The organism is Streptomyces sp. NBC_00385 (assembly GCF_035917155.1).
Lineage (GTDB): Bacteria > Actinomycetota > Actinomycetes > Streptomycetales > Streptomycetaceae > Streptomyces > Streptomyces poriferorum.
Window position 1 is genome coordinate 1865001 of the sequence record NZ_CP107951.1, and the last position, 24325, is coordinate 1889325.

Sequence of the window (24325 nt, forward strand, 5' to 3'; positions counted from 1 at the left end):
CCAGCGGGGTGACCCGCAGGCCGCCCTTCGGGAGCTTCGGCGGGGTGCCGAGTTCAGGATGCGGATGACTCAAAAGACTCTCCTTACCACGCGCGCCACGTACCGCTTGGGCACGTGGCGCGCATGTCATTCGTGCACTTGCTGTTGTCTTTGGTGTTGCTCTGTTGCGAATCGTTCTTCGCGTATTCAGTTGTGAAGTCTGTGGTTACAGCTGTACCCCACCGGCGGCGAGATCGATCTTGAGCTGTGCCGTTTCCTGTGCGGTGAGTTCCACCAGGGGGAGGCGCAGCGGGCCTGCGGGGAGGCCCTGGAGGGCCAGCGCGGCCTTGGAGGTGATCACACCCTGGGTGCGGAACATCCCCGTGAACACCGGCAGCAGCTTCTGGTGGATCTCGGTTGCCTTCTGCACGTCTCCGCCGATGTAGGCCTCGACGAGGGACCGCAGGTCCGGCGTGACGACGTGGCCCACGACGGAGACCAGGCCGACCGCGCCGACCGACAGGAGCGGCAGGTTCAGCATGTCGTCACCCGAGTACCAGGCCAGGCCGGACTGTGCGATGGCCCAGCTGGCGCGGCCGAGGTCGCCCTTGGCGTCCTTGTTCGCCACGATGCGCGGGTGCTCGGACAGCCGGACCAGGGTCTCCGTGTCGATCGGGACACCGCTGCGGCCGGGGATGTCGTAGAGCATCACCGGCAGGCCGGTGGCGTCCGCGATCGCGCTGAAGTGCCGGAGGAGGCCCTCCTGCGGAGGCTTGTTGTAGTACGGCGTGACCGCGAGGAGGCCGTGGGCGCCGGTGCGCTCGGCCGTGCGGGCGAGTTCGACGCTGTGGCGGGTGTCGTTGGTTCCGATGCCGGCGACCACGTGCGCCCGGTCTCCGACCGCCTCCAGCACAGCCCGTACGAGCTGGTCTTTCTCCGCGTCGCTGGTGGTCGGGGACTCGCCGGTGGTGCCGTTGATGATCAGGCCGTCGTTGCCTGCGTCCACCAGATGGGTGGCGAGCCGCTGGGCGCCGTCGAGGTCGAGTGCGCCGTCCGCCGTGAAGGGCGTGACCATAGCGGTGAGGACCCGCCCGAAGGGGGTCTGCGGAGTGGAGATCGGAGCCATGGGTAACACGCTACTCGTTGCTCGGCGCTCATTGTCCCCTCGGGGGGACAAGCAAGAGGAGCCCGGCACTGCCTGCTCGGGGGTTCAAGCAGTGCCGGGTCCGTTTGATCAGCCTAGATGAACTTCACGAAACGCCGCAATACGGACACCGCTTACGGGGCAACGCGTCCGTTTTTGTTGAAGGCTGCATGGGTGAGCGGCATGAGCTCCGCCCAGTGCGCCTCCATCTGTTCGCCGACCATCTCGATCTCCCGCTGCGGGAACGACGGAACCTTCGCGAGCTCGTGCTGCGTACGCAGTCCGAGGAAGTGCATCAGCGAGCGGGCGTTGCACGTCGCGTACATCGAGGAGAACAGGCCGACCGGGAGGACCGCACGGGCGACCTCGCGGGCCACTCCCGCCGCGAGCATCTCCTGGTAGGCCTCGTACGCCTGGCGGTACGAGTCCTCCATGACACGGCCGGTGAGCTCGGCCTGGGCCTCGGTGCCTTCGACGAACTCGTACTTTCCGGGACGGCCCTGCTGGACGAGCTTGCGGGACTCCCCCGGGACGTAGAAGACCGGTTCCAGCTCCCTGTAGCGGCCCGATTCCTCGTTGTACGACCAGCCCACGCGGTGCCGCATGAACTCGCGGAACACGAAGATCGGGGCGCTGATGAAGAAGGTCATCGAGTTGTGCTCGAACGGGCTGCCGTGCCGGTCCCGCATCAGGTAGTTGATGAGCCCCTTGGAGCGCTCAGGATCCTTGGTGACCTCTTCGAGGGACTGCTCACCTGCCGTCGAAACACGGGCGGCGAACAGCACATCGGAGTCACCGGCGGCGTGTTTCACCAGGTCAACGGTGACATCGCTGCGGAAGCTGGGCTTTGCGGGCTCGGGGGTCTCGGTCACCGGCGGGGTCCTTCCAATGGCGTCGCTCGGGCGGCGCCCACTCTACGGGCCACCACTGACAACGCCGTCCGCACCGCCCGTCCCGGGATTTCTTCCACCAATCCGGCGATTCGGGGCACCGATCGGGCTCGCCATGCGTCTGACTCAGTAGCACCACCCGAATCAGAGTTCAAGGAGAGTTACCTCATGTTCCGCCGGCGTGAATCCGTCCCGTTCTCGTTCGTAGCCGAGGCCGACCGGTTCCGCAGTAACGTCACACCGCCCCCGCGGGAGCGCGCTTCCCTCTCCGAGAAGGCAGGCAGCATCCTGACCGGCCTCGTCGTGGTCGCCGGGCTCGCCGGATCACTCCTGCTCGGCCTGCCCGCCCTGGCTCCCGAGCAGTCGGCGCAGCACAGTCAGCAGACCGAGGCCGCACACGGGCGCTGACTCGTACGGGCCCCCTGGGGTGGTCCGGCCGGTAGCCTCCTCGGTAGCCTCACCGGGCACAGCAATCGAGCGTGCTTGTGAGTGAGGATCAGTCGTGCCCCTGCCCTTTCTGACGGCCGACCGCGCATTTGACGCGAGCGCTGAGGATGTCGCGCTGCCGTTCGACGACCACGACAGCTGGCGGCGCCCCTACCGCCCCGGGCCCTGGCGTGTCGCGGCCGCGGCCGGACTGCTGCTGCTTGCCTCGTTCATCCTGTTCGCCGGGATGATCACGGCGTTCGCCGGGGCGATGCCCGGGGCCGGTGCGTGCCTCGCCCTGGCTCTCGCGGTGATCATCTGCGCCCTGCGGATGCTGCGGATCGGCGCCTGGGTCAGCCGGCACGGCGTGCGCCGGGTGGCTTTCTTCCGGACGACGACAGTGCCGTGGAGCCGCGCCGCCGCGGTGCGTACGGTGCAGCAGCCGGTCAAGTGGCTCGGGTTCCCGCGCACGGTGCAGGGCCAGGCCCTGATCGTCGTACGCAAGGGCGGGGACGCGGTTCCGCCGCTGCTCACGGACTCCAACGCGGACTTCCTGGCGCGTGGTGAGGCGTTCGACCGGGCCGCCGACACGATCGAGGCGTGGGGCGACGAGTACCGGCAGCACTGAGGGCCGGCCTGCCCCTCCGCACACAACGAGACCGTCCGGCGTTCGCAAAGGAACGCCGGACGGTCTCGTTGTGTGCGGGCAGAACGTGCTAGGTGCCGGACGGGGCCGCTGAGGCCGGTGTACGGGCTCTGTGCAGGGCGATGGCCCGCTGCATGGCCTTCCTGGCCCTGGGGGTGTCCCGGGCGTCCTGGTAGGCCACAGCGAGGCGGAACCAGCAGCGCCAGTCGTCCGGCGCGTCCTCCGTCTCCTCCTTGCGGCGGGCGAACACCGCGTCGGCGGAGCCCCGGTCGATACGCCCGCTCGGGGTACGGGCCAGGTCGTCGACGGGCAGACCGCCCTCGGCGTCGAGTTCCGCGGCGAGGGCGTTGGCCCTCCGGACGAACTGGGTGTTCTTCCAGAGGAACCAGATGCCGATCACCGGGAGGATCAGCACGGCGACCCCGAAGGTCACCGTCAGCAGCGTGCCGTGCCTGATGAGCAGGACACCTCGGCTGCCGACCAGGAGGAAGTAGAAGACCAGGACGGCAGCGGTGACGGCGTAAGTGATCTTTGCGCGCATGGCGGTGGACTCAGTCAGTTCAGGTCGAGGAGGTTTTCCAGGCCGAACGTCAGGCCCGGAGTGGTCGCCACGCGGCGTGCTCCGAGCAGGATGCCCGGCATGAAGCTGCTGTGGTGCAGGGAGTCGTGCCGGATGGTGAGGGTCTCGCCCTCACCGCCGAGCAGCACCTCCTGGTGGGCCAGGAGGCCACGGAGCCGGACCGAGTGGACCGGGATCCCGTCGACGTCCGCGCCGCGTGCCCCGTCCAGTGCCGTCGCGGTGGCGTCCGGCTGGGGCGCGCAGCCCGCCTCACGGCGGGCCTCGGCGATCAGCTGGGCGGTGCGCGCGGCGGTGCCGGAGGGGGCGTCGGCCTTGTTCGGGTGGTGCAGCTCGATGACCTCGACGGACTCGAAGTAGCGGGCGGCCTGCTGGGCGAACTTCATGGTGAGGACCGCGCCGATGGAGAAGTTCGGCGCGATGAGCACACCGGTCCCCGGCGAGCCGGAGAGCCAGGTGTCCAGCTGCGCGAGCCGTTCGTCGGTCCAGCCGGTGGTCCCGACCACGGCGTGGATGCCGTGCCGGACGCAGAAGTCGAGGTTGTCCATCACCGACGTGGGGGTGGTGAGCTCGACGACGACCTGGGCACCGGAGTCCGTCAGGGACTCCAGCTTGTCGTCGCGGCCGAGCGCGGCCACCAGTTCCATGTCGTCGGCGGCCTCGACCGCTCGTACCGCTTCGGAGCCGATACGGCCCCGGGCACCGAGAACGGCCACGCGCAGCTTGCTCATGCTTGCTTCTTTCGGGTGACGGGGTGACTAGGTGGCTGAGTGACTAGGCGACTGATTCGTGGAGCCGGTCGGCCTGCTTGTCCTTGAGCGGGCCGATGACGGAGAGCGAGGGGCGGTGTCCGAGAACCTCGCCCGCCACCGCGCGGACGTCGTCCGGGGTGACCTGCGCGATGCGGGCCAGCATGTCGTCGACCGACATCTGCTCGCCCCAGCACAGTTCGCTCTTGCCGATCCGGTTCATCAGGGCGCCGGTGTCCTCCAGGCCGAGGACCGTGGAGCCGGAGAGCTGGCCGATGGCGCGGCTGATCTCCTCGTCGTCGAGCCCGTCCGACGCGACGCGGTCGAGCTCGTCGCGGCAGATCTTGAGGACGTCGTGGACCTGGCTGGGCCGGCAGCCCGCGTACACGCCGAAGAGTCCGCAGTCCGCGAAGCCCGAGGTGTACGAGTAGACGCTGTAGGCGAGGCCGCGCTTCTCCCGTACCTCCTGGAAGAGGCGGGAGCTCATGCCGCCGCCGAGGGCGGTGTTGAGTACGCCGAGCGCCCAGCGGCGCTCGTCGGTGCGGGCCAGTCCCGGCATGCCGAGGACCACGTGGGCCTGCTCGGTCTTGCGGTTCTGCAGTTCGACCCGGCCCGCGGTGCGCAGCGTGCGGGAGCCTTCGCGCGGGGCCGTCGGGACCGCGTCGGTGCGGGACAGCGCACCGGCGCGTTCGAAGGCCTTGCGGACCTGGCGTACGACCGTGGCGTGGTCGACGTTGCCGGCCGCGGCGACGACCAGGTGCGTGGGGTCGTAGTGCTTCTTGTAGAAGCGGGCGATCTGGCCCCGGTTCAGGGCGTTGATCGTGTCGACGGTGCCCAGGACCGGGCGGCCGAGCGGGGTGTCGCCGAGCATGGTGTGCGCGAACAGGTCGTGCACGCAGTCGCCCGGGTCGTCCTCCGTCATCGCGATCTCTTCGAGGATGACGCCGCGCTCCGCGTCGACGTCCTCGGAGGCGATCAGGGAACCGGTCAGCATGTCGCAGACGACGTCGATGGCCAGCGGCAGGTCCGTGTCGAGGACCCGCGCGTAGTAGCAGGTGTACTCCTTCGCCGTGAAGGCGTTCATCTCGCCGCCGACCGCGTCGATCGCGGACGAGATGTCGAGGGCGCTGCGCTTGGCGGTGCCCTTGAAGAGGAGGTGTTCGAGGTAGTGCGTCGCGCCGTTCAGCGTCGGGGTCTCGTCGCGTGATCCGACGTTGGCCCAGATACCGAAGGTGGCGGAGCGTACGGAGGGCAGCGTCTCGGTGACGATGCGCAGGCCGCCGGGGAGGACCGTGCGGCGGACCGTGCCGATGCCGTTGGTGCCCTTGAGAAGCGTTTGGGTACGGGCGACGGCCCGCCCCTCCGAGGAGGGGCGGGCCGTCGTCACGGAACTACGGGACGTCACTTGTCGGTGTCGTCCTTCTTCTCGTCCTCTTCGCCCTCGATGACGGGGATGAGGGAGAGCTTGCCGCGGGAGTCGATCTCCGCGATCTCGACCTGGACCTTGGCGCCGACGCCGAGCACGTCCTCGACGTTCTCCACGCGCTTGCCACCGGCGAGCTTGCGGATCTGCGAGATGTGCAGCAGGCCGTCCTTGCCGGGCATCAGGGAGACGAAGGCACCGAAGGTGGTGGTCTTGACGACCGTACCCAGGTAACGCTCGCCGACCTCCGGCATGGTCGGGTTGGCGATCGCGTTGATCGTGGCGCGCGCGGCCTCGGCCTGCGAGCCCTGCTGGGCACCGATGTAGATGGTGCCGTCGTCCTCGATCGTGATGTCGGCGCCGGTGTCCTCCTGGATCTGGTTGATCATCTTGCCCTTGGGGCCGATGACCTCACCGATCTTGTCCACCGGGATCTTGACGGTGATGATCCGCGGGGCGTTGGGGGACATCTCGTCCGGGACGTCGATGGCCTCGTTCATCACATCGAGGATGTGGAGGCGTGCGTCACGGGCCTGCTTCAGCGCGGCGGCCAGGACCGAGGCGGGGATGCCGTCGAGCTTGGTGTCGAGCTGGAGCGCGGTCACGAACTGCTTGGTACCGGCGACCTTGAAGTCCATGTCGCCGAACGCGTCCTCGGCACCGAGGATGTCGGTGAGGGCGACGTAGTGGGTCTTGCCGTCGATCTCCTGCGAGATCAGACCCATGGCGATACCGGCGACGGCGGCCTTGAGGGGCACACCGGCGTTCAGCAGCGACATGGTGGAGGCGCAGACCGAGCCCATGGACGTCGAGCCGTTGGAGCCCAGCGCCTCGGAGACCTGGCGGATCGCGTAGGGGAACTCCTCGCGCGACGGCAGCACCGGCACGATGGCGCGCTCGGCGAGGGCACCGTGGCCGATCTCGCGGCGCTTGGGCGAGCCCACGCGGCCGGTCTCACCGACGGAGTACGGCGGGAAGTTGTAGTTGTGCATGTAGCGCTTGCGGGTCACCGGGGAAAGGGTGTCCAGCTGCTGCTCCATCCGGAGCATGTTGAGAGTGGTGACGCCCAGGATCTGGGTCTCGCCACGCTCGAACAGCGCCGAGCCGTGCACGCGCGGGATGGCCTCGACCTCGGCGGCGAGCGTACGGATGTCCGTGACGCCACGGCCGTCGATGCGGACCTTGTCCTTGATGACGCGCTCGCGGACCAGCTTCTTGGTCAGCGCGCGGTAGGCACCGGAGATCTCCTTCTCGCGGCCTTCGAAGGCCGGGAGGAGCTTCTCGCCCGCGATCTCCTTGATGCGGTCGAGCTCCGCCTCGCGCTCCTGCTTGCCGGCGATGGTGAGCGCCTTGGCGAGCTCGGTGCTGACGGCCTTGGTGAGGGCCTCCAGGACGTCGTCCTGGTAGTCGAGGAAGACCGGGAACTCACCGGTGGGCTTGGCAGCCTTGGCGGCGAGGTCCGACTGGGCCTTGCAGAGCGCCTTGATGAAGGGCTTCGCGGCTTCCAGACCGGCGGCGACGACCTCTTCGGTCGGGGCCTCGGCGCCGTCCTGGACGAGCTGGATGGTCTTCTCGGTGGCCTCGGCCTCGACCATCATGATCGCGACGTCGCCGTCCTCCAGGACGCGACCGGCGACGACCATGTCGAAGACGGCGTCCTCGAGCTCGGTGTGCGTCGGGAACGCGACCCACTGGCCCTTGATCAGGGCGACGCGGGTGGCGCCGATCGGGCCGGAGAAGGGCAGGCCCGCCAGGATCGTGGAAGCGGACGCGGCGTTGATCGCGACCACGTCGTACAGGTGGTCGGGGTTGAGCGCCATGATCGTCTCGACGATCTGGATCTCGTTGCGCAGGCCCTTCTTGAAGGAGGGGCGCAGCGGGCGGTCGATCAGGCGGCAGGTGAGGATCGCGTCCTCGGAGGGACGGCCCTCCCGGCGGAAGAAGGAGCCGGGGATCTTGCCGGCGGCGTACTGCCGCTCCTCGACGTCCACCGTGAGGGGGAAGAAGTCGAGCTGGTCCTTGGGCCGCTTGGAAGCGGTGGTGGCCGACAGCACCATGGTGTCGTCGTCCAGGTACGCGACGGCGGAGCCGGCGGCCTGCTTGGCCAGGCGGCCCGTCTCGAAGCGGATGGTGCGGGTGCCGAAGGTTCCGTTGTCGATAACGGCCTCGGCGTAGTGGGTCTCGTTCTCCACTAGTGATTTCTCCATACTCGTCGTCTTTCGTCCTGACGCCCGTGTGGCGCAGGACGGTGCGGAGAAGCGCACCGTGTGTGCGGGGCCGGTCTTCGATCGAAGCTCCCGGGCGTTGTCCCGGGGGCCACTACCGAGGACCGGCGGCGGCCGTGGCGCGCCTCTCCTCGTCTGTTGTTGTACGTCCAGGTTACTGAGGTTGCCCCCGGTACCGCACGTACGGCAAAGGGAGCGGCCCCCTAGAAGTGGGAACCGCTCCCTGTCACAGCGTCCTTACTTGGCGCCGCCGGCCGCGCCACGGCGGATGCCGAGGCGGTCGACGAGCGCACGGAAGCGCTGGATGTCCTTCTTGGCCAGGTACTGCAGGAGGCGGCGACGCTGGCCGACCAGGATCAGCAGACCACGACGGGAGTGGTGGTCGTGCTTGTGCGTCTTGAGGTGCTCCGTCAGGTCCGAGATGCGGCGCGAAAGCATGGCGACCTGAACCTCGGGGGAACCGGTGTCGCCCTCCTTCTGCGCGAACTCGGTCATGATCTGCTTCTTCGTAGCGGCGTCGAGCGGCACGCGGTACTCCTCTTGGTGTTCGATGCGCCCACGAGTGCCCCTGGTCTTGATCTCAGGGGAGCTTGAGTGACTCGGGAGCGAAGGTCCGATGAGCGCAGTCCCCAGAATCAACCGGGAACGCGTACACAAACGGCCACAGCCAGACTACCAGCCGCCCGGAGCGGCCCCGACAGCGTCAGCCCGTGAGAGCCCTGGCGCGCGCGAAGACGTCCAGGACCGCCAGGCAGAGCGGGACGAGGGAGAGCAGGAGCGCGCTCTCCGCCAGGTCCAGGATCCGGCCCCAGAACGGGGAGAGCCCCTTGCGGGGAACGATCAGGCCGGCCGCGGTCAGCAGGGTCACTCCGGCGGCGACGGCCGCGCAGAGCCAGACCGTACGGAGGTCGAGGTCGCCGCGGTCCCCGTACCGGGCGAGCTCCGCCACCGGGCCGGCGGGCGGATTCAGCGCCAGTCCGGTGATCAGCAGGGCGAGGGCGCCGAGGCCGGCCGCGAGTACGCAGACGACCTGCGAGGTGTAGCGGAAGAGGCGGGCCCGCAGCAGCATGGCCGCACCCGTGGCCAGGGCGAGGAGCTGGGCCCAGGTGTCGCCGGAGAAGCCGAGCACCGCGGCGGACGCGACGACGAGGGCCGCGCAGCCGCCGACGAGACCGAGGAGGAGCTCGTGGCCGCGCCGCGTCCGCTCCGCGATGTGCGCGGCGTCGACGGGGGCGTCGCGGTGGCCGGCGTCCGGATCGGCGAAGGGGTCGTCGTAGCCGGCCCGGGCGGTGCGCTGCGGGGCGTATCCGATGGGGAGGCGGGCGAAGCGGGCCGAGAGGCCGGGCAGGAAGGCGACGAGCCCGATGGCGGCCGGGGAGCAGACGGCGGCCGCCGCGGCGGCCGAGGACTCGGTGAGGATCGCGGCGAAGGAGGCCAGGGTGCCCGCGGTGGCGAGGAGGGCCGCCGCGACGAACGGCGCGTCGCCGCCCGGGGTGACGGCGACCAGGACCACCGAGGCGACGAGCACGGCGACGCAGCCGAGCAGGAGCTGAAGCCTGCCCGGACCCTGGCCGGTGTCCGGGCCGATGATGCCGGAGCCGGCGATGAGGACGAGGGGCAGCGCGCCGAGGCCGAGGGCGACGGCCGTGACCCGGTCCCCGTAGACCCGGGCGCGCACCCCGGCGAAGGCGGTGAGCAGCACGCCGGCGGCGCCCGCGATGACGCCGGGCAGGCTGTGCATGTCGTGGTGGACCGGGTCGGCGGACCAGAGGACGAAGCCCATCAGGGCGAGCAGCAGTGCGGCGCCCGCCGGGCCTGCGCCGCGCAGCAGGTCGTCGCTCCACAGGTGGCGGTCGCGGGCGACGGCGGAGGCGACGGCGTCCGAGACGTCGTCGAACACGGCGGGCGGCAGCGATTCGGCGAACGGGCGCAGGGACAGGATCTCGCCGTCGAGCACCTGCTGGGCGGCGAGGGTGCGGGCGCCGTCGAGGACCGTGCCGTCGCCTCGTACGAGGTGGTGGCCGGTGGGGGTGGCGACGGCCTGGGTCCGGCCGGTGAGGCGGAGGATCTCCGGGCAGATGTCGGCGACGGCGAGGTCCTCGGGCAGCGCGACGTCGATCCGGTTGTCGGGCGCCACGACAGTGACGCGGCAGAAGCCGGTCGCTGCGGTCGTACTCACGTGTCTGGTCCCCCCGGTCGGCGGCTGCGCGCGATGACGGTCCGGTCCCCCCGGTTTCGCGGTCGCGCACGATGCGCGCGCAACCCTACCGGGACGGGTGAATCCCGGAATCCGCGTCGGTGTCCGGGAAGTAGGATCGCGGTCGCGCGGAGGCCAGTCCGTGGGCGGAGGCAGCCACGGGGGCGCCGGTGCGGGTCCGTCCGGCCTCCGGCCCGTCCGTACCGAGGGATTTGATGCACCGGTGAGCCAGATCGTCGTGAAGCGTCCGCCGCGGGCCCTGCCGCCGGAACCGCCCGCGGACGGGCTGACGTTGAAGGCCCCTCCCGCGTTGCCGCGCGGGCAGCGCGAGGGCTTGCTGATGCAGGTGCTGCCGGTGCTCGGCATGGGTTCGTCGGTGGTCTTCTTCTTCTCGCCGCAGGCACCGCCGTTCATGCGGATCATGGGTGTGCTGATGCTGGTCTCGACGCTCGCCATGGTGGTCGCCCAGGTGGTCCGTCACCGGCGCGGAACGCAGGGGCAGTTGGCGGATGCCCGGCGCGACTACCTCGCGTACCTGGCGCAGACTCGGCGCGCGGCGCGGCGGACGGCGCGCGCCCAGCGTGATGCGCAGTGGTACCTGCATCCCGGCCCCGAGCAGCTGTGGTCGGTGGTGGCGGAGGGCGTCCGGGTCTGGGAACGGCGGTCCGGTGACGAGGACTTCGGGCAGGTGCGGGTCGGGCTCGGGGTCCAGGCGCTGTCGACGCCCCTGTCGGCGCCGGACACCGATCCGGCCGACGATCCGGAGCCGGTGTGCGCGGGGGCGCTGCGGCGGTTCCTGGCGGTGCACGGCTCGCTGGAGGGCCTGCCGGTGGCGTTTCCGGTGCGGGCGTTCCACCGGGTGACGGTGTGCGGTCCGCCGGAGTCGGCGCAGTCGCTGGCGCGGGCGGTGGTGGCCCAGTTGGTGACGTTGCACGCTCCGGATGATCTGGTGGTCGCGGTCGTGGCGGGGCCGGACGCGGTGGCGCGCTGGGACTGGACGAAGTGGCTGCCGCACACGCAGGTGCCCGGTGAGGTCGACGGGGCCGGTGCGAAGCGGCTGTTCGCTGCGGACTGGGCCGCTCTGGAGCCGTTGCTGGCCGGGCGGCTGGAGGGCCGGCCGCGGTTCGGCCGGGAGAGCGCGCCGCTGCCGGACCAGCCGCACATCGTGGTGGTCCTGGACGGTGGCCGGGTGGCGCCGGACTCGGTGCTCGCGGCGCCGGAGGGGCTGCAGGGTGTGACCGTCGTCGAGGTGGTGGAGGGTGAGCCCGCCGTTGTCCGGGGCGGGCTCACCGTGATGGTGCGGCCGGGGCTGCTGCGGCTGGAGCCGGCCGGGGGTGCGGCGTACGAGGGCGTACCGGACGGCATTTCGCTGCCCGTGGCCGAGGCACTGGCGCGGCAGCTGGCGCCGTTGCGGACGGGTGGCGGCAAGGAGGGCGAACCTCTGCTGTCCGACCTGGACTTCACCGAGCTGCTGGACCTCGGCGACGCGGACGCGGTCGATGTGGCGCGCACCTGGCGGCCGCGGCCGGTCTCCGAGCGGCTCCGGGTGCCCATCGGGGTCGGCGAGGACGGGCTGCCGGTCATGCTGGACCTCAAGGAGGCGGCGCAGGACGGCATGGGGCCGCACGGGCTGTGCGTCGGCGCGACGGGCTCCGGCAAGTCGGAGCTGCTGCGGACGCTGGTGCTGGGGCTCGCGGTCACGCACCCCTCCGAGACGCTGAACTTCGTGCTCGCGGACTTCAAGGGCGGGGCGACGTTCAGCGGTATGGCGCAGCTGCCGCACGTGGCCGCGGTCATCACCAACCTGGCCGACGACCTGGCCCTCGTCGACCGGATGGGCGACGCGATCCGTGGGGAGCTCCAGCGCCGGCAGGAGCTGCTGCGCTCGGCGGGCACCTACGCCAACATCCACGACTACGAGAAGGCCCGGGCGGCGGGGGCGGCGCTGGAGCCGCTGGCCTCGCTGGTTCTGGTGATCGACGAGTTCTCCGAACTGCTCACCGCCAAGCCCGACTTCATCGACATGTTCATCCAGATCGGCCGCATCGGCCGTTCGCTGGGTGTGCATCTGCTGCTGGCCTCGCAACGGCTGGAGGAGGGAAAGCTGCGCGGTCTGGACACGTACCTCTCGTACCGGATCGGGCTGCGGACCTTCTCGGCCGCCGAGTCGCGGACGGCGCTGGGGGTGCCGGACGCGTACCACCTGCCGTCCGTGCCGGGCTCGGGCTATCTCAAGTCCGGTACGGAGGAGATGACCCGGTTCAAGGCGGCGTACGTGTCGGGGGCGTACCGCCGGGGTGGTGCGGGGCCCGCCGCGGGGCAGGTGCCGGCCGCGCGGCGGGCCGCGCTGTTCCGTGCGATGCCGGTGCCGGTGGAGGGCGCGGAGCCCGGCGGGAGCGTCCGGCCGGCGGTGCCGGTGCGGGCTCATCCGGACGCGTTCGCCGACACCGTGCTCGACGTGGTCGTGCGCCGACTGGAGGGCCGGGGGGTGCCGGCGCATCAGGTGTGGCTGCCGCCGCTGGACCGGGCTCCGGCGCTGGACCAGCTGCTGCCGGGGCTCGCGCCGGCCGAGGGGCGCGGGTTCACCGCCACGGGGTACACCCGGCCCGGTGGGCTGACGGTCCCGCTCGGCCTGGTCGACAAGCCGTTCGAGCAGCGGCGCGAGGTGCTGTACCGCGACTTCTCCGGGGCTGCGGGACATCTGATGGTGGTCGGCGGGCCGCAGTCGGGGAAGTCGACGCTGCTGCGGACGCTGATCGCGTCGTTCGCGCTCACGCACACCCCGCGGGAGGTGCAGTTCTACGGCCTCGACTTCGGTGGCGGCGGACTCGCCCCGCTGGCGGAGCTGCCGCATGTGGGGCAGATCGCCTCACGGCTGGATCCGGAGCGGGTGCGGCGCACGGTCGCGGAGGTGGCGGGGGTACTGGCCCGGCGCGAGGAGCTCTTCCGCGCGCGGGGCATCGACTCCGTCGCCACGTACCGGCGCAGGCGCGCGCTCGGCGAGCTTCCCGGTGAGGCGTGGGGGGACGTGTTCCTGGTCATCGACGGCTGGGGCGGTTTCCGGACCGCGTACGAGTCGCTGGAACCGGTCGTCACGGACATCGCCGCACGCGGTCTGGGTTACGGGGTCCACGTGGTGCTCTCGGCCGCGCGGTACATGGAGGTGCGCGCCGGGCTGAAGGACCAGATCCTCGGGCGGCTCGAACTGCGGCTCGGTGACGTCATGGACTCCGAGTTCGACCGGAAGGTCGCCGGCCGGGTGCCCGCCGGGGTGCCGGGCCGCGGCCAGGTGGCGGAGAAGCTGCACTTCATGGGCGCGCTGCCGCGCATCGACTCCGTCACCGACGCGACGGGCCTCGCCGACGCGACCGCCGCGCTCGTCGGTACGGTGCGGACGAACTGGACGGGCGCACCGGCACCCTCCGTACGGCTGCTGCCGCTGAAGCTGCCCGCGGAACGGTTGCCGAAGGGGTTCGAGTTCCCGGACCGCGGGATCGCGATCGGGATCGCCGAGACGGATCTGGAGCCGGTGTTCGTCGACTTCGACACCGATCCGTTCCTCCTGGTCTTCGGCGAGAGCGAGTCGGGCAAGACCAATCTGCTGCGGCTGATCGCGAAGCAGATCGCGGAGCGGTACTCCCCCGACGAGGCGAAGCTCGTCGTCGGGGACTACCGGCGGGGTCTGCTGGGCGCGCTGCCGGAGAGCCATCTCCTGGAGTACGCGCCGACGGCGGACGCGCTGGGTACCCATATGGAGGCGCTGGCCGGTGTGTTCGCCCGGCGGCAGCCGCCCGCGGACGTGACGCCGCGCCAGTTGCGGGACCGGAGCTGGTGGACCGGTCCGCAGATCTTCATCGTCGTCGACGACTACGACCTGGTGGCGACGGGCGCGGGCGGTCCGCTGGCTCCGTTGGCGGAGTACCTGCCGTTCGCCCGGGACACCGGGGTGCGTTTCGTCATCGCGCGCAGTTCGGCGGGGGCGTCGCGTGCGATGTACGAGACGTTCATGCAGCGGATCAAGGAACTGGGGGCCCAAGGAGTCGTGCTGTCCGGCAGTCCGGCCGAGGGCGACCTCGTCGGGGCGGTCCGCGGGCATCCCATGCCGCCGGGGCGCGGGTACTTCGCCACCAGGCGGCGTGGCAACCCCCTGGTGCAGACGGGAAGGCTTCCGGAGCGGCCATGAGGCGGGCGCGCGGGGCACCGGGGAAGCACAGAAAGGTGCCGTCCGCCGGGGAATCGGCGACCTGGCCAAAGGCCGCTGCGGTGCCTGTACGGTGCCGTGCAGAGCCACGTACGGAGAGGAACCGTTGACCATGGGCACGCAGGCGGAGAAGGACGAGCTGTACGCACTCGACATCTCGGGGGTGGAATGGCTGAGTGCGCCCGGGACCGAGGAGGCGGAGGAGCGCGTCGAGATCGCGCATCTGCCGGGCGGGGCCGTGGCGATGAGGTCCTCGCTGGACCCGGACACCGTGCTGCGGTACACGGAGGCCGAGTGGCGTGCGTTCGTCCTGGGCGCCCGGGACGGCGAGTTCGACCTCACGTAGGGCGTGGCCTGCGCGGAAGGCGTGGCATGCGGGAAGAGGCACATTCACCGGAACGTGCGTCTCCGTATGGCGGGAGGGGCACGTCCGGGTGAAGGGCGCTCCCGTATGTACGACACGAGGGGCACGTCCGGTGAACCTGGGTCCCGTATGACAGAGGGGCACGTCCGGGTGGACGTGCCCCTCTGCTGTGCGCGGCCCTGCGCGGTTGTTTCAGTACGCCTCGGTGAACAGGCGTGAGGCCCTGAGGTCCGTGGCGCGGTAGTTGTCCTTGCCGTTCTCGATGATCCTCGCGACGTGCTCCAGGCGGCCCTTCATGTCGTCCGCCTTGCCGCGGTACTTGTTCTGGAGCAGTACGTAGGCGGTGTGGGCCTCGCCGTCCCAGGTGTCGGTGACCACCTTGAGCGCGCCGTCCATCTCCTCCAGGTCGCGGCAGATGTTCTGTGACACCACGCGGATGCGGTTCGCCATCTCCTGGACGCTTTCGTACCTGACCTTGGTGTGCGGGTCGTGGCCCATCAGGATCTCCTCTGGCTCGGCTGCGGGGAAAGGGAGGGTCGGGTCAGACGCCGTCGAGGCCCGAGGCGCTGCCCGCCGAGGCCGGTGTCCTGACCGCGTTGAAGGCCGCGCGGACCTCGTCGTCGTTGGCGTTGCTGAGGTTCCTTGTGCTGCCCACCGCGTGGAGCAGCACGTTCAGCAGCCGGCGGATCTCGTCGTGGTCCTCGTTGATCAGGAGCTGCGCGGACGTGAATCCCGAGGCGCCGGCACCGGTCCACCCGGCCCCGGCCGTCGCGAGGATGTCGGCCAGTTCCCTGGACTGCGCGGAGACCGCCTCGGCGGTTTTGACGATCTTGTTCCTGGCCTGGATGACCGGCTCGTCGGCAAGTCCGAAACCGCCCGCGGGGTTGGTCATGCGGAGGTCCTCTCTCGGTGCGCGATGGGATGCGAAGGGGTACGAAGGAAAGCTGAGCAGGGGTGGTCGCACCGGTTTCGGTGGAGCCTCCGGCCGATTCCTGACACCCCGTCACTCATGTGAAGTCCGTGATCACCCTAGCCACTTCGGCGCCTCGCCCCAGGACGTCCCGGCGGCGGGAAGAGGCTTCCGTACGGGTCAGCGGTGGCGCGGAACGCGGCGTCGGCGGAGGTCGCGCGCCACGGTCGCCGCGCCCGCCACCACACCCACGAGCACGGCCGCCGAGGCCAGCGCATAGGTCGCGTACCGCTTGCTGCGTTGCTGCGAGGTCTCCGACATCGCCAGGTGCGCGGGCTCGGGAGCCCGGGCCCCGGCGGGTGCCGCGTCCGGGTGGGGGGCGTCCTGCGGGGCGTCGTCACCGGACAGCGCGCGGACCGGATCGACTACACCCCATCCGACGAAGGCGTCACGCCCGTTGACGGAGCGTTCCGCCGTCTGTTCGATGCGGGCGATGATCTGTGCCGCCGTCCAGTCCGGGTACTTGGCGCGCATCAGCGCGACGACTCCGGCGACGTAGGGCGCGGCGAAGCTGGTGCCGTTGTCGGTGCACTGGCCGTCGCCCGGGACGGTGGAGACGATGTCGACCCCGGGCGCGGCGATCCCCACGAACTCCCCTGCCTGGGAGAAGGGCGCACGTTCGTTGTTGCGGTCGGACGCGGCGACGGCGAGGACACCGTCGAAGGCGGCGGGGTAGGTCATCCTCCGCCGGCCGTCCATGCCGTCGTTGCCCGCGGCGGCGACCACCACGACGTCCTCGGCGACCGCCCGCGCCACCGCCCGGCCGAGCAGCGAGTCGTCGGCCAGTGGCCTGGTGGTGTCCTGGGAGATGTTGATGACCTGGGCGCCCTTGGCGATCGCGTGGTCGATCGCGGCGGCCATCGCACGGTCCAGGCCGCCCCGCCGCCCGTCGTTCTGGCGGATCGGGATGACGGTGGCCTCGGGCGCCAGCCCGACGAACCCGGTGCCGGTGCGCGGGCGGGCGGCGATGATGCCCGCGACCTTGGTGCCGTGACCGACCTCGTCCACGGTCCCGTCGCTCCCGCCGCCTCCCGTGTAGTCGATGCCCGCGGAGGCATCCACGGCGTCCCTGAGCTGCGGGTTGGTGTCGTCCACTCCGGTGTCGATGACGGCGACACGGATGCCCTTGCCCCGCGTGTCCTGCCACAACTCGTCGAGAAGCACCCGCTGGAGCGGCCACGGGCGCCCCGCGAACTGCTCCTTCATCGGGAAGTCGCACGCACCGACACCGTCGAGGCGCAGACCGCCCGGGCCGGGAACGGCGTACGCGGCCTGCGGCGCCGCGAGTGCGCCCAGCGCGGCGGCGGCCGCCGCCGGCAGGACCCATTTCCGGTATTTCCGGTACGGCATCGCGTGCGCTCCCCCATGTCTGTCCACTGGTGTTCCGCCGCTCTGCCGGTCCCTCAGGAACCCTGGGGCCTGCGGGCGCTGTTGGTGTCGAGCCGGGGGCCCCTGGCGAGGAACTCCGACCAGGCGATCGGGACGGGGACGGGTGTCACCTTCCCGTATCCGAGCCTGATCTGTGCCTGGCTGGGTTCGGGGCGCTCCTCCTGCCCGTCCTGCGCTCCGCCGGTGCCGATGCCGGACCGTTCGGCGTCGCTGTCCCCGTTCGCCTGAACCGCGTACCGCAGTCCGGTGTCAGTCACCAGGAAGAGTGATCCGTCCGGGCTGCCCTGTCCTTCGCGGACCTGGGTGTAGAGGAGGCCGCTGCCCGGGGTGACGTATGTGCTCGTGCCGCCGGCCCCGACGGAGGCGGGAAACGCGGTACCGGCCCAGGTGCTCAGCGTCGTGCGGCCCGTGCCGTCGGTGCGGCGCAGCACGTTGCAGACGGTGTCGCGGCCGGCGGCACCCGCGTCGGTGGCGTTGACGCGGACGGCTCGGTGCGCGGGCCAGTGCGCTGCCTGGCCCGCGAAGGGCTCGGAACCGGGGACGAAGTCCTGGAGACCGGCCGGGCGCGCCTCGCCGGCCAGGTCGAGGGGCGCGGTCTGCGGGGAGTTGACGATCAGCCAGGCGGTGAACTCGGAGACCGGCCGGACCTCGCCGTCCAGGACGACGTAGTAGGCGGTCCCCTCTCCGTTCCTGGTACGCAGCACCGTGCCCACGCGGTTCTCCTGCGCGGACAGGTGACCCTCGATGTGCGCGGGGGCACCGACGGTGCCGGGAATCCGGGGGAAGGCGACGGGGCTACCCTCGTGCAGGGTGGCCAGCCAGTCGTCGGTGACGGGCTGCGGCTGCGCGCTGCCGACCAGGGCGCCGGTGAGATGGCCGAGGTCGGCGGGGGTCTCGTCGATGCGGTACTTCGTGCCGCGGGCGTCGACGAGGTAGCGGGTGCGGTCCTGTCCCCTGACGTAGAGGACCTGGCCGCCGGTGAGCCTGCCGGCTCCCTCGGTCAGTGCGTCGTCGCGTGCGGCGAGGACGAAGGCGGCCTTCTGCACGCTGGTGCCCCTGCTGCCGGGCTGCACACAGACGGCCCAGCGCTTGGCGGTGCCCGCGTCCTCCGTCTCGGGCAGCCGGTCGGGGGCGTACGGGATGCCGAGTACGGGCCCGCGCGGGGGCTTGCCCGCGTCGAGGATGTCGTCGTCGACCTGGATGACGCCGTAGTTCTGCGGGGTCAGCAGCAGCCGGGCCGAGGCGAGGTTCAGCACGGGGTGCAGCAGCGTCTCCCGGTCCGCGCCCCTGCCGGTGGTGAGCACCACGTAGCGGGTGGTCGACGACTTGCCGACGATGACCTTGGTGCCGGGGCTGTCCCAGTCCTTGGGGGCGGCCGGCCTGAACATGCCGTAGGCGCCGAATCCGGCAACGATCAGGGCACCGGCGACGAGGCCCGGAAGGACCGCGCGCAGCGGGCGCGGGGCGCCCTCGTCGGATCCGGTGGGCGAGGGCTGGAGGAATGCGGCCACCATGCGCCGCTTCGCGAAGGTGTACGCGTTGAGGTCGTCGCGCCGCGATGCCATGAGTCCGTCCGTCTCCCGTGTCCGACCGCACGGCACCGGGAACGGCCGCGGCCGGCGTCCCGTGCCGGACCCCCCGATGCCGGACCGGCTCCCTACTATGCCTGTAGATCCAACGGTGTTGTGGGCCGGGTAGGGTGATTCACCCCACCGGAGACCACGGTGGGACGAGCCTGGCACGGGCCGGCCCGGAAGGCGCCGGGACGGATGAACGGGGGGTGCCGCGATGACGGCTTCCACGACGCGGACGGCTCCGGCCGCCTCCACACGGCCTCCCGGAGGCCCTCGGACCGCGGCGCCGGGCCCCTCGGCCGACGGCCGGGGGCAGGGCATCGCGCGTTGGGGCGGCCGGACCGGAGCCTTGCGGCTCCACCAACTCGTCCTGTTCGAGATCGCGGGGGCGCTGCTGCTGTGCGCCTGGGTCGTGGAGCCGTTGCTGCTGGCCCCGGCCTCGGTTGCGGCGGCCGTGCTGGTGCTGTTCGCCGTCGCGCGTCGGCGGCGCCGCTCCCTGCCCGCGCTGCTGCACGCGGTCCTGGCGCTGCGCGCCCGTCAGCGCAGAGCCGCGTCGGTGGAACCGGCCGAGGGCATCGAACCGGGCATCGCTCCCGTGACGGAGTGCGAACCGGCGCTGCGTACCCACTCGTTCGTGGGGCGTGACCGGCGTCCGGTCGGCATGATCGGCGACGGTACGTATCTGACGGCCGTCCTCAGGATCGACGCGGACGGCACGGCGCTGCGCCGGGACCGGTCCGCGAGGCCGCTTCCCCTGGCACTCGTACGGGACGCGCTCGACGTCGACGGCATCCGGCTGGAGTCGGCACAGATCGTGCAGCACACCCAGCCGGCGCCCGCCTCGCATCTGCCCGAGCAGTCGGTCGCGGCCCGCAACTACGCACCCCTGCAGGCCAGGACGGGTTCTCCGGCGGTCCGGATCACGTGGATCGCGCTGAAGCTGGCCCCGGAGCTCTGTCCGGAGGCCGTACGGGCGCGGGGCGGCGGCCTCACCGGGGCGCAGAAGTGCCTGGTGCGCGCGGCCGGCCAGTTGGCGGGCAGGCTGGCCGGAGCGGGGCTGACCGCGACGGTGCTCACGGAACAGGAACTCGGCGCGGCGATCGCCACATCCGCCGGCGCGAGCCCGTCGGTCACCGCCCGGGCGGGCCGGGACGGGTCGCCCGCCCGCCGTACCCGGGAGACCTCGCGCACCTGGTGGTGCGACGACCGGCCGCACACCACGTATTGGGTGCGCCGATGGCCGGAACTGGGCGGGGGCGGCGCGCCGATGCCCCAGCTTGTCGCGCTGCTCACCTCGGTCCCGGCCCTGGCCACCACGTTCAGCCTCACGCTGGGGCACGGCGACCGGCAGGAGGTCACGGTGACCGGCCACGTCCGCGTCACCGGCCGCGACGACCGGGAACTCCTGGCCGCACGGCATGAGTTGGAGCGCACGGCTCGCGGCGTGAAGACCTCGCTGGTGCGGCTCGACCGGGAGCAGCTGCCCGGGGTGCTCGCCACCCTGCCCCTCGGAGGTACCCGCTGATGTCCGTACCCGTACGGGGCCGTGGGCGGCTGGGGTTCGGTGCGGCCGGCCCTCGGCGTCCCCGGCACACGGTCCGCCCCGAGCAGTTGGCCTCGCTCGCCCTGCCGGTCGGCGACGACGGCGTGGTGGTCGGCGTGGACGGCGAGGGGCGCCCCGCCGTGCTGGGCATCGTCCGGCCCACTCCGTACGACGTCACGCTGATCGGCGGGCTCTGGACGGCGCAGGTGCTGGCGCTGCGGGCGGCGGCGACCGGCGCCCGGATCGTGGTCGAGACGGGGCGGGCCCCGGCCTGGGAGGGTCTGGTGCGGGCCGCGGGCGGTGACGGGGCCGGCATCGCCCTGCACGAGGTGGGGCGGGTGCCGCCGCAGGGCCCGTCGGCCGGATCGCCGGTCGTCGTGGTGCGGGACTGCGGCATAAGGCCACCGCGCGGGCGGGTGGCGTCCGGTCCGTGGCAGTCGGTGGTGACACTGCTGCCGTTTCTGAGTCCGGTGGCGGCCGGACTGATGGAGAAGTCGTCCGTGGTCGGCATTCAGCGGGTCTCTCCCGACGAAGCCGAACAGATCGGGCATCTCATGTGTCTGGGTCCCGACGACACCCGGGCCCTGTCCACTCTGACGGACGGCGTCACCCTCTGGTGCACCCGGCGGGACCGGCAGTTCGTGATGATCCGGGCGACCGATGCCGAATCGGGACTGCTGGGCGACGCCCGCAGGATGGACTGACGACCCACCAGGACGTGTACGAATTGTTCAGGTTTCCCAGCGCAGATGTGCATGTTTGACCGCTTTACGCCTCACTCCCGGCCGCACTCAGTCCACTTGGGGGCAGTACGTGACGTACGGGACAGCAGCCGCGGTGCCGTACGGCCTGCCGTGGCGAGCCCGATGGCGATTAGGGTGGGTCCGGGCGCGGCAGAAGAACCTGCGGGCAGGCAACGCGCGTCCCAGGGGGAGAGCCGGGCGGTTCGCACGAGGTCAGGACCTAAGGGAACGGTCGCCCCCACCCACCACGGCACAAGGGTGCTCGACCACACCAGGAGGCAAAGTGAACGGCGATCGGGACGAGATGCGCGGGGGCTGGAACAAGCCCGTCGACGAGTCGTCCGACGCGGAGCCCGCCGAGATGACGGGTGAGTTCACCATCGACTACACCCCGCCCGCCTGGTACACGCAGAATGCGCCGGGCGACTCGTCGGGCGGCGCCGGAACGCACCTGGCACCGCCCCCGCCGCCCAGCGGAGCTCCGGTGTCCGTGCCCGGACTGCCGGCCGGGAGCGGTTTCGAACCCGACTGGACTCCGGCACCCCCGGCCCCGGCCCACGGTGCCGCAGCCGAGCATCCGGCGCCGGACGCGGGCGGTGCGCCGGATCCCTTCGGGGGCGGCGACGTGGAGAGCGGCGCGACGATGAGGTTCTCGTCCGCCGCGCTGAAGCGGGAGATCGCCGAGCGCGAGGCCGCGGCGAAGGCCGATGCCGAGAGCGCCGCCGAGGACGGTGCCGAGCCGGAGGACAGCAGCCCGGCGGCCGGTTCCTCGCCCGCCGCGAACGATGCCGTTGCCGGTGACAGCGACGACGTGGCGGACGAGGTGCGGGACGGTTGCGGGGAGGCCGACGCGGATCCGGACTCCTCGCCGTCCTCGACGCCGTCCGGCCCCCCGCCGCTCTCCGCCTCGGAGGACGAACCCCGCGAGGCCGACGCCGACGCACCCTTCGACGCCGCTCCGGCGGACGGCGCCGCGAGCCACGACGGCTCCGACGACGCCCCGCACTCCGACGAGCCCGCCGACGCCGTACCCGCGGACTCGGCACCCTCGGACGCCGTACCCCCGCCCGCTCCCACGGATGCGGCCCCCCTCGACGCACCGCCCGCCGGCGCACCCGAGGACGCGGCGCCCGCACCCTGGAGTCCCGCGCCGGCGCCGGGCGGACTGCCGCCGTTGCCGCCGTCGTTCCAGCCCGCCGCACCGCAGCCCGAGGCACCCCGGCCCGCTTCCCACTGGCCCCCGACGCCTCCGGCCGACGCCGGGCAGGGCGGCTACGGATTCCCGCAGGCCCCGGCCCCCCAGGCCGCCCCGAGCCCGCAGGCTTCCCCCTTCCCGCAAGCTTCCCCCTTCCCGCAGCAGGACCGGCCGGCAGCCCCGGCACCGGACGGCGGCTACGGATTTCCGCAGCCCCAGCCGCCGCAGCCCCAGCAGGACCGGCCGGGGGCGGCACTTCCGGCGCAGCTCCCGCCGCCCGCGGCTCCCGCGCCCCAACCGCCTCAGGCGCACCAGTGGCCCGGGCAGCAGCAGGGTGCGGCCGTTCCCCCGCCGGCACCTCAGGCATCCCAGTTGCCTCAGCTGCCTCAGGCCCCGCAGCAGCCGCAGAGCGGATACGGATTCCCTCAGGGCGCCCAGCCGCCTGCTCAGGCCACCCCGAATCTGCCCGCCCAGATTCCCCCGCAGCAGCAGCCGCCGCACCACCAACAGCAGCAGCACCCCCAGCCGCCGCACCACCAGCAACTCCCGCCGCAGGGACCGCCCCAGGTACCGCCCGCCGACCCCCGCGCCGGAAGCGCCTGGCCCACGCCGGTCACCCACGACCAGCGCGAGCGTTCCGTGCCGGGCGCACCCCTCGGTTACACGGCCGCGGTCGAGCTCTCCTCCGACCGGCTCGTCCGGGGCAAGCAGAAGGCGAAGAGCAGTCGCAACCCGTCCGGCGCGTCCCGCTTCAAGCTGGGCGGAAAGAAGGAGGAGATCGAGCGGCAGCGCAAGCTCGAACTGATCCGCACGCCGGTGCTCTCCTGCTACCGGATCGCAGTGATCAGCCTCAAGGGCGGCGTGGGCAAGACCACGACGACGACCGCTCTGGGCGCGACCCTGGCCACCGAGCGGCAGGACAAGATCCTCGCCATCGACGCCAACCCCGACGCCGGCACGCTCGGCCGCCGGGTCCGCCGCGAGACCGGGGCCACCATCCGTGACCTGGTCCACGCGATCCCGCACCTCAACTCGTACATGGACATCCGGCGGTTCACCTCGCAGGCGCCCTCCGGCCTGGAGATCATCGCCAACGACGTGGACCCGGCGGTCTCGACCACGTTCAACGACGAGGACTACCGGCGCGCGATCGAGGTGCTGGGCAAGCAGTACCCGATCATCCTCACGGACTCGGGTACCGGGCTCCTCTACAGCGCGATGCGCGGTGTGCTGGACCTCGCCGACCAGTTGATCATCATCTCGACCCCGTCGGTCGACGGCGCGTCGAGCGCCTCCACCACGCTGGACTGGCTGTCGGCGCACGGGTACGCGGAGCTGGTCCAGCGGTCCCTGACCGTCATCTCCGGGGTCCGCGAGACCGGAAAGATGATCAAGGTGGACGACATCGTCCAGCACTTCGAGACGCGCTGCCGCGGCGTGGTCGTCGTCCCGTTCGACGAACACCTGTCGGCCGGTGCCGAGGTCGACCTCGACATGATGCGCCCGAAGACCCGGGACGCGTACTTCCACCTCTCCGCCCTGGTCGCCGAGGACTTCGCGCGCGCCCAGCAGCAGCAGGGGCTGTGGACGTCGAGCGGCAGCAACCCGCCGCCGCAGTACGCCCCTCCGATGCCCGGCCAGCAGATGCCCGGCCAGCAGATGCCGGCACCCGGGCAGCAGCCGTACGCACCCCAGCAGCCCCAGCCGCCGCAGCAGCCCGGACAGCCGTACCCGCAGCAGCAGCCCTACGGCGGACAGCCGCAGCAGGCGCCCGGCGCCGGGCAGAACTGGCAGCAGTCGCTGCCCTCCCAGGCGCAGTCGACGGCCGGTCAGGCCGGTCCGCCACCGCCGCAGCAGCACGACGGACAGCCTGGTCAGCCGGGTCAGCCCGCGCACCCCGAACTCCAGGGTCCCGTCCCGCCCGCGGGGTGGCAGCAGCAGCCTCCACAGCCGCCGCCAGCGCCTCAGCAGTAAGGCGTCAGAGGTCTGAACCAATGAGGGTCCACATCGCTTCCACGATGTGGACCCTCATTGCATTCCCGCAGACCACACGCCGTTTCGGTGACCGTTGACGCGGCTCGACCACCGCT

20 protein-coding genes (1 of these 20 running past the window's edge) are annotated in these 24325 nt (G+C 71.6%); 7 read left to right on the forward strand and 13 right to left on the reverse strand.

Features of this window, described 5'->3' with window-relative positions; translation table 11 throughout:
* The 3 genes from OG959_RS08050 to thyX all read right to left on the reverse strand — a co-directional run.
* Positions 1-73: the 5' portion of a ribonuclease J gene (locus OG959_RS08050; RefSeq protein WP_326657511.1), read on the reverse strand. It extends 1613 nt beyond the left edge of the window; 73 of the gene's 1686 nt are visible here — the first part of the coding sequence; its start codon is at positions 71-73; its stop codon lies off the left edge, out of view.
* A gap of 132 nt (positions 74-205) precedes the next feature.
* Positions 206-1105, reverse strand: a complete 900-nt coding sequence (gene dapA, locus OG959_RS08055; protein ID WP_326657512.1) for a 4-hydroxy-tetrahydrodipicolinate synthase — start codon at positions 1103-1105, stop codon at positions 206-208.
* Positions 1106-1257: 152 nt separating this feature from the next.
* Positions 1258-1995, reverse strand: a complete 738-nt coding sequence (gene thyX / locus OG959_RS08060) for an FAD-dependent thymidylate synthase (RefSeq protein ID WP_326657514.1) — start codon at positions 1993-1995, stop codon at positions 1258-1260.
* A gap of 186 nt (positions 1996-2181) precedes the next feature.
* Here thyX and OG959_RS08065 point away from each other — a divergent pair, with 186 nt between their 5' ends.
* Both OG959_RS08065 and OG959_RS08070 read left to right on the forward strand, forming a co-directional pair.
* Complete coding sequence (locus OG959_RS08065) at positions 2182-2421, forward strand: hypothetical protein (protein ID WP_326657516.1); 240 nt, start codon at positions 2182-2184, stop codon at positions 2419-2421.
* A 94-nt stretch (positions 2422-2515) separates the two neighbouring features.
* Positions 2516-3067 carry a hypothetical protein gene (locus tag OG959_RS08070; RefSeq protein WP_326657517.1) on the forward strand — a complete coding sequence of 184 codons (552 nt, stop codon included), beginning with the start codon at positions 2516-2518 and terminating at the stop codon, positions 3065-3067.
* A gap of 88 nt (positions 3068-3155) precedes the next feature.
* Here the strand turns inward: OG959_RS08070 and OG959_RS08075 are convergent, their stop codons facing one another.
* The 6 genes from OG959_RS08075 to eccD form a co-directional block, all read right to left on the reverse strand.
* Complete coding sequence (locus tag OG959_RS08075; protein WP_326657519.1) at positions 3156-3626, reverse strand: hypothetical protein; 471 nt, start codon at positions 3624-3626, stop codon at positions 3156-3158.
* A 14-nt stretch (positions 3627-3640) separates the two neighbouring features.
* Positions 3641-4393: a 4-hydroxy-tetrahydrodipicolinate reductase gene (gene dapB / locus OG959_RS08080; RefSeq protein WP_326657521.1), complete on the reverse strand. Its 753-nt coding sequence runs from the start codon at positions 4391-4393 to the stop codon at positions 3641-3643.
* A 43-nt stretch (positions 4394-4436) separates the two neighbouring features.
* Positions 4437-5816 (reverse strand): M16 family metallopeptidase, encoded by a 1380-nt coding sequence (locus OG959_RS08085; RefSeq protein WP_326657523.1) that lies wholly within the window; start codon positions 5814-5816, stop codon positions 4437-4439.
* Positions 5813-8026 carry a polyribonucleotide nucleotidyltransferase gene (locus tag OG959_RS08090; protein ID WP_326666273.1) on the reverse strand — a complete coding sequence of 738 codons (2214 nt, stop codon included), beginning with the start codon at positions 8024-8026 and terminating at the stop codon, positions 5813-5815. The genes OG959_RS08085 and OG959_RS08090 overlap by 4 nt, the downstream gene beginning before the upstream one ends.
* Positions 8027-8296: 270 nt before the next feature.
* On the reverse strand, positions 8297-8587 hold the full coding sequence (gene rpsO, locus OG959_RS08095; RefSeq protein WP_018551846.1) for a 30S ribosomal protein S15: 291 nt from the start codon (positions 8585-8587) through the stop codon (positions 8297-8299).
* A gap of 175 nt (positions 8588-8762) precedes the next feature.
* The gene (eccD, locus tag OG959_RS08100; RefSeq protein ID WP_326657524.1) at positions 8763-10238 is read right to left on the reverse strand and encodes a type VII secretion integral membrane protein EccD; all 1476 of its coding nucleotides are present in this window, start codon (positions 10236-10238) and stop codon (positions 8763-8765) included.
* 241 nt (positions 10239-10479) lie between these two features.
* Here eccD and eccCa point away from each other — a divergent pair, with 241 nt between their 5' ends.
* Positions 10480-14439 carry a type VII secretion protein EccCa gene (eccCa, locus tag OG959_RS08105; RefSeq protein WP_326657525.1) on the forward strand — a complete coding sequence of 1320 codons (3960 nt, stop codon included), beginning with the start codon at positions 10480-10482 and terminating at the stop codon, positions 14437-14439.
* A gap of 130 nt (positions 14440-14569) precedes the next feature.
* Positions 14570-14803, forward strand: a complete 234-nt coding sequence (locus tag OG959_RS08110; protein ID WP_148021251.1) for a DUF397 domain-containing protein — start codon at positions 14570-14572, stop codon at positions 14801-14803.
* Positions 14804-15013: 210 nt separating this feature from the next.
* Here the strand turns inward: OG959_RS08110 and OG959_RS08115 are convergent, their stop codons facing one another.
* The 4 genes from OG959_RS08115 to eccB form a co-directional block, all read right to left on the reverse strand.
* Positions 15014-15319 carry a WXG100 family type VII secretion target gene (locus tag OG959_RS08115; RefSeq protein WP_219573470.1) on the reverse strand — a complete coding sequence of 102 codons (306 nt, stop codon included), beginning with the start codon at positions 15317-15319 and terminating at the stop codon, positions 15014-15016.
* Between the two features lie 43 nt (positions 15320-15362).
* On the reverse strand, positions 15363-15713 hold the full coding sequence (locus OG959_RS08120; protein ID WP_326657527.1) for a WXG100 family type VII secretion target: 351 nt from the start codon (positions 15711-15713) through the stop codon (positions 15363-15365).
* Between the two features lie 198 nt (positions 15714-15911).
* Complete coding sequence (gene mycP, locus OG959_RS08125) at positions 15912-17141, reverse strand: type VII secretion-associated serine protease mycosin (RefSeq protein WP_326657529.1); 1230 nt, start codon at positions 17139-17141, stop codon at positions 15912-15914.
* A 53-nt stretch (positions 17142-17194) separates the two neighbouring features.
* Positions 17195-18745 (reverse strand): type VII secretion protein EccB, encoded by a 1551-nt coding sequence (gene eccB / locus OG959_RS08130; protein WP_326657530.1) that lies wholly within the window; start codon positions 18743-18745, stop codon positions 17195-17197.
* Between the two features lie 223 nt (positions 18746-18968).
* Between eccB and eccE the strand changes: the two genes are divergently transcribed.
* From eccE to OG959_RS08145, 3 genes are all read left to right on the forward strand, one after another.
* On the forward strand, positions 18969-20279 hold the full coding sequence (gene eccE, locus OG959_RS08135; protein WP_326657531.1) for a type VII secretion protein EccE: 1311 nt from the start codon (positions 18969-18971) through the stop codon (positions 20277-20279).
* Positions 20279-21001: a hypothetical protein gene (locus OG959_RS08140; RefSeq protein WP_326657532.1), complete on the forward strand. Its 723-nt coding sequence runs from the start codon at positions 20279-20281 to the stop codon at positions 20999-21001. Before eccE ends, OG959_RS08140 begins: the two co-directional genes overlap by 1 nt.
* Before the next feature lie 322 nt (positions 21002-21323).
* The gene (locus tag OG959_RS08145) at positions 21324-24209 is read left to right on the forward strand and encodes an SCO5717 family growth-regulating ATPase (protein WP_326657533.1); all 2886 of its coding nucleotides are present in this window, start codon (positions 21324-21326) and stop codon (positions 24207-24209) included.
* The last annotated feature ends 116 nt before the right edge of the window (positions 24210-24325 follow it).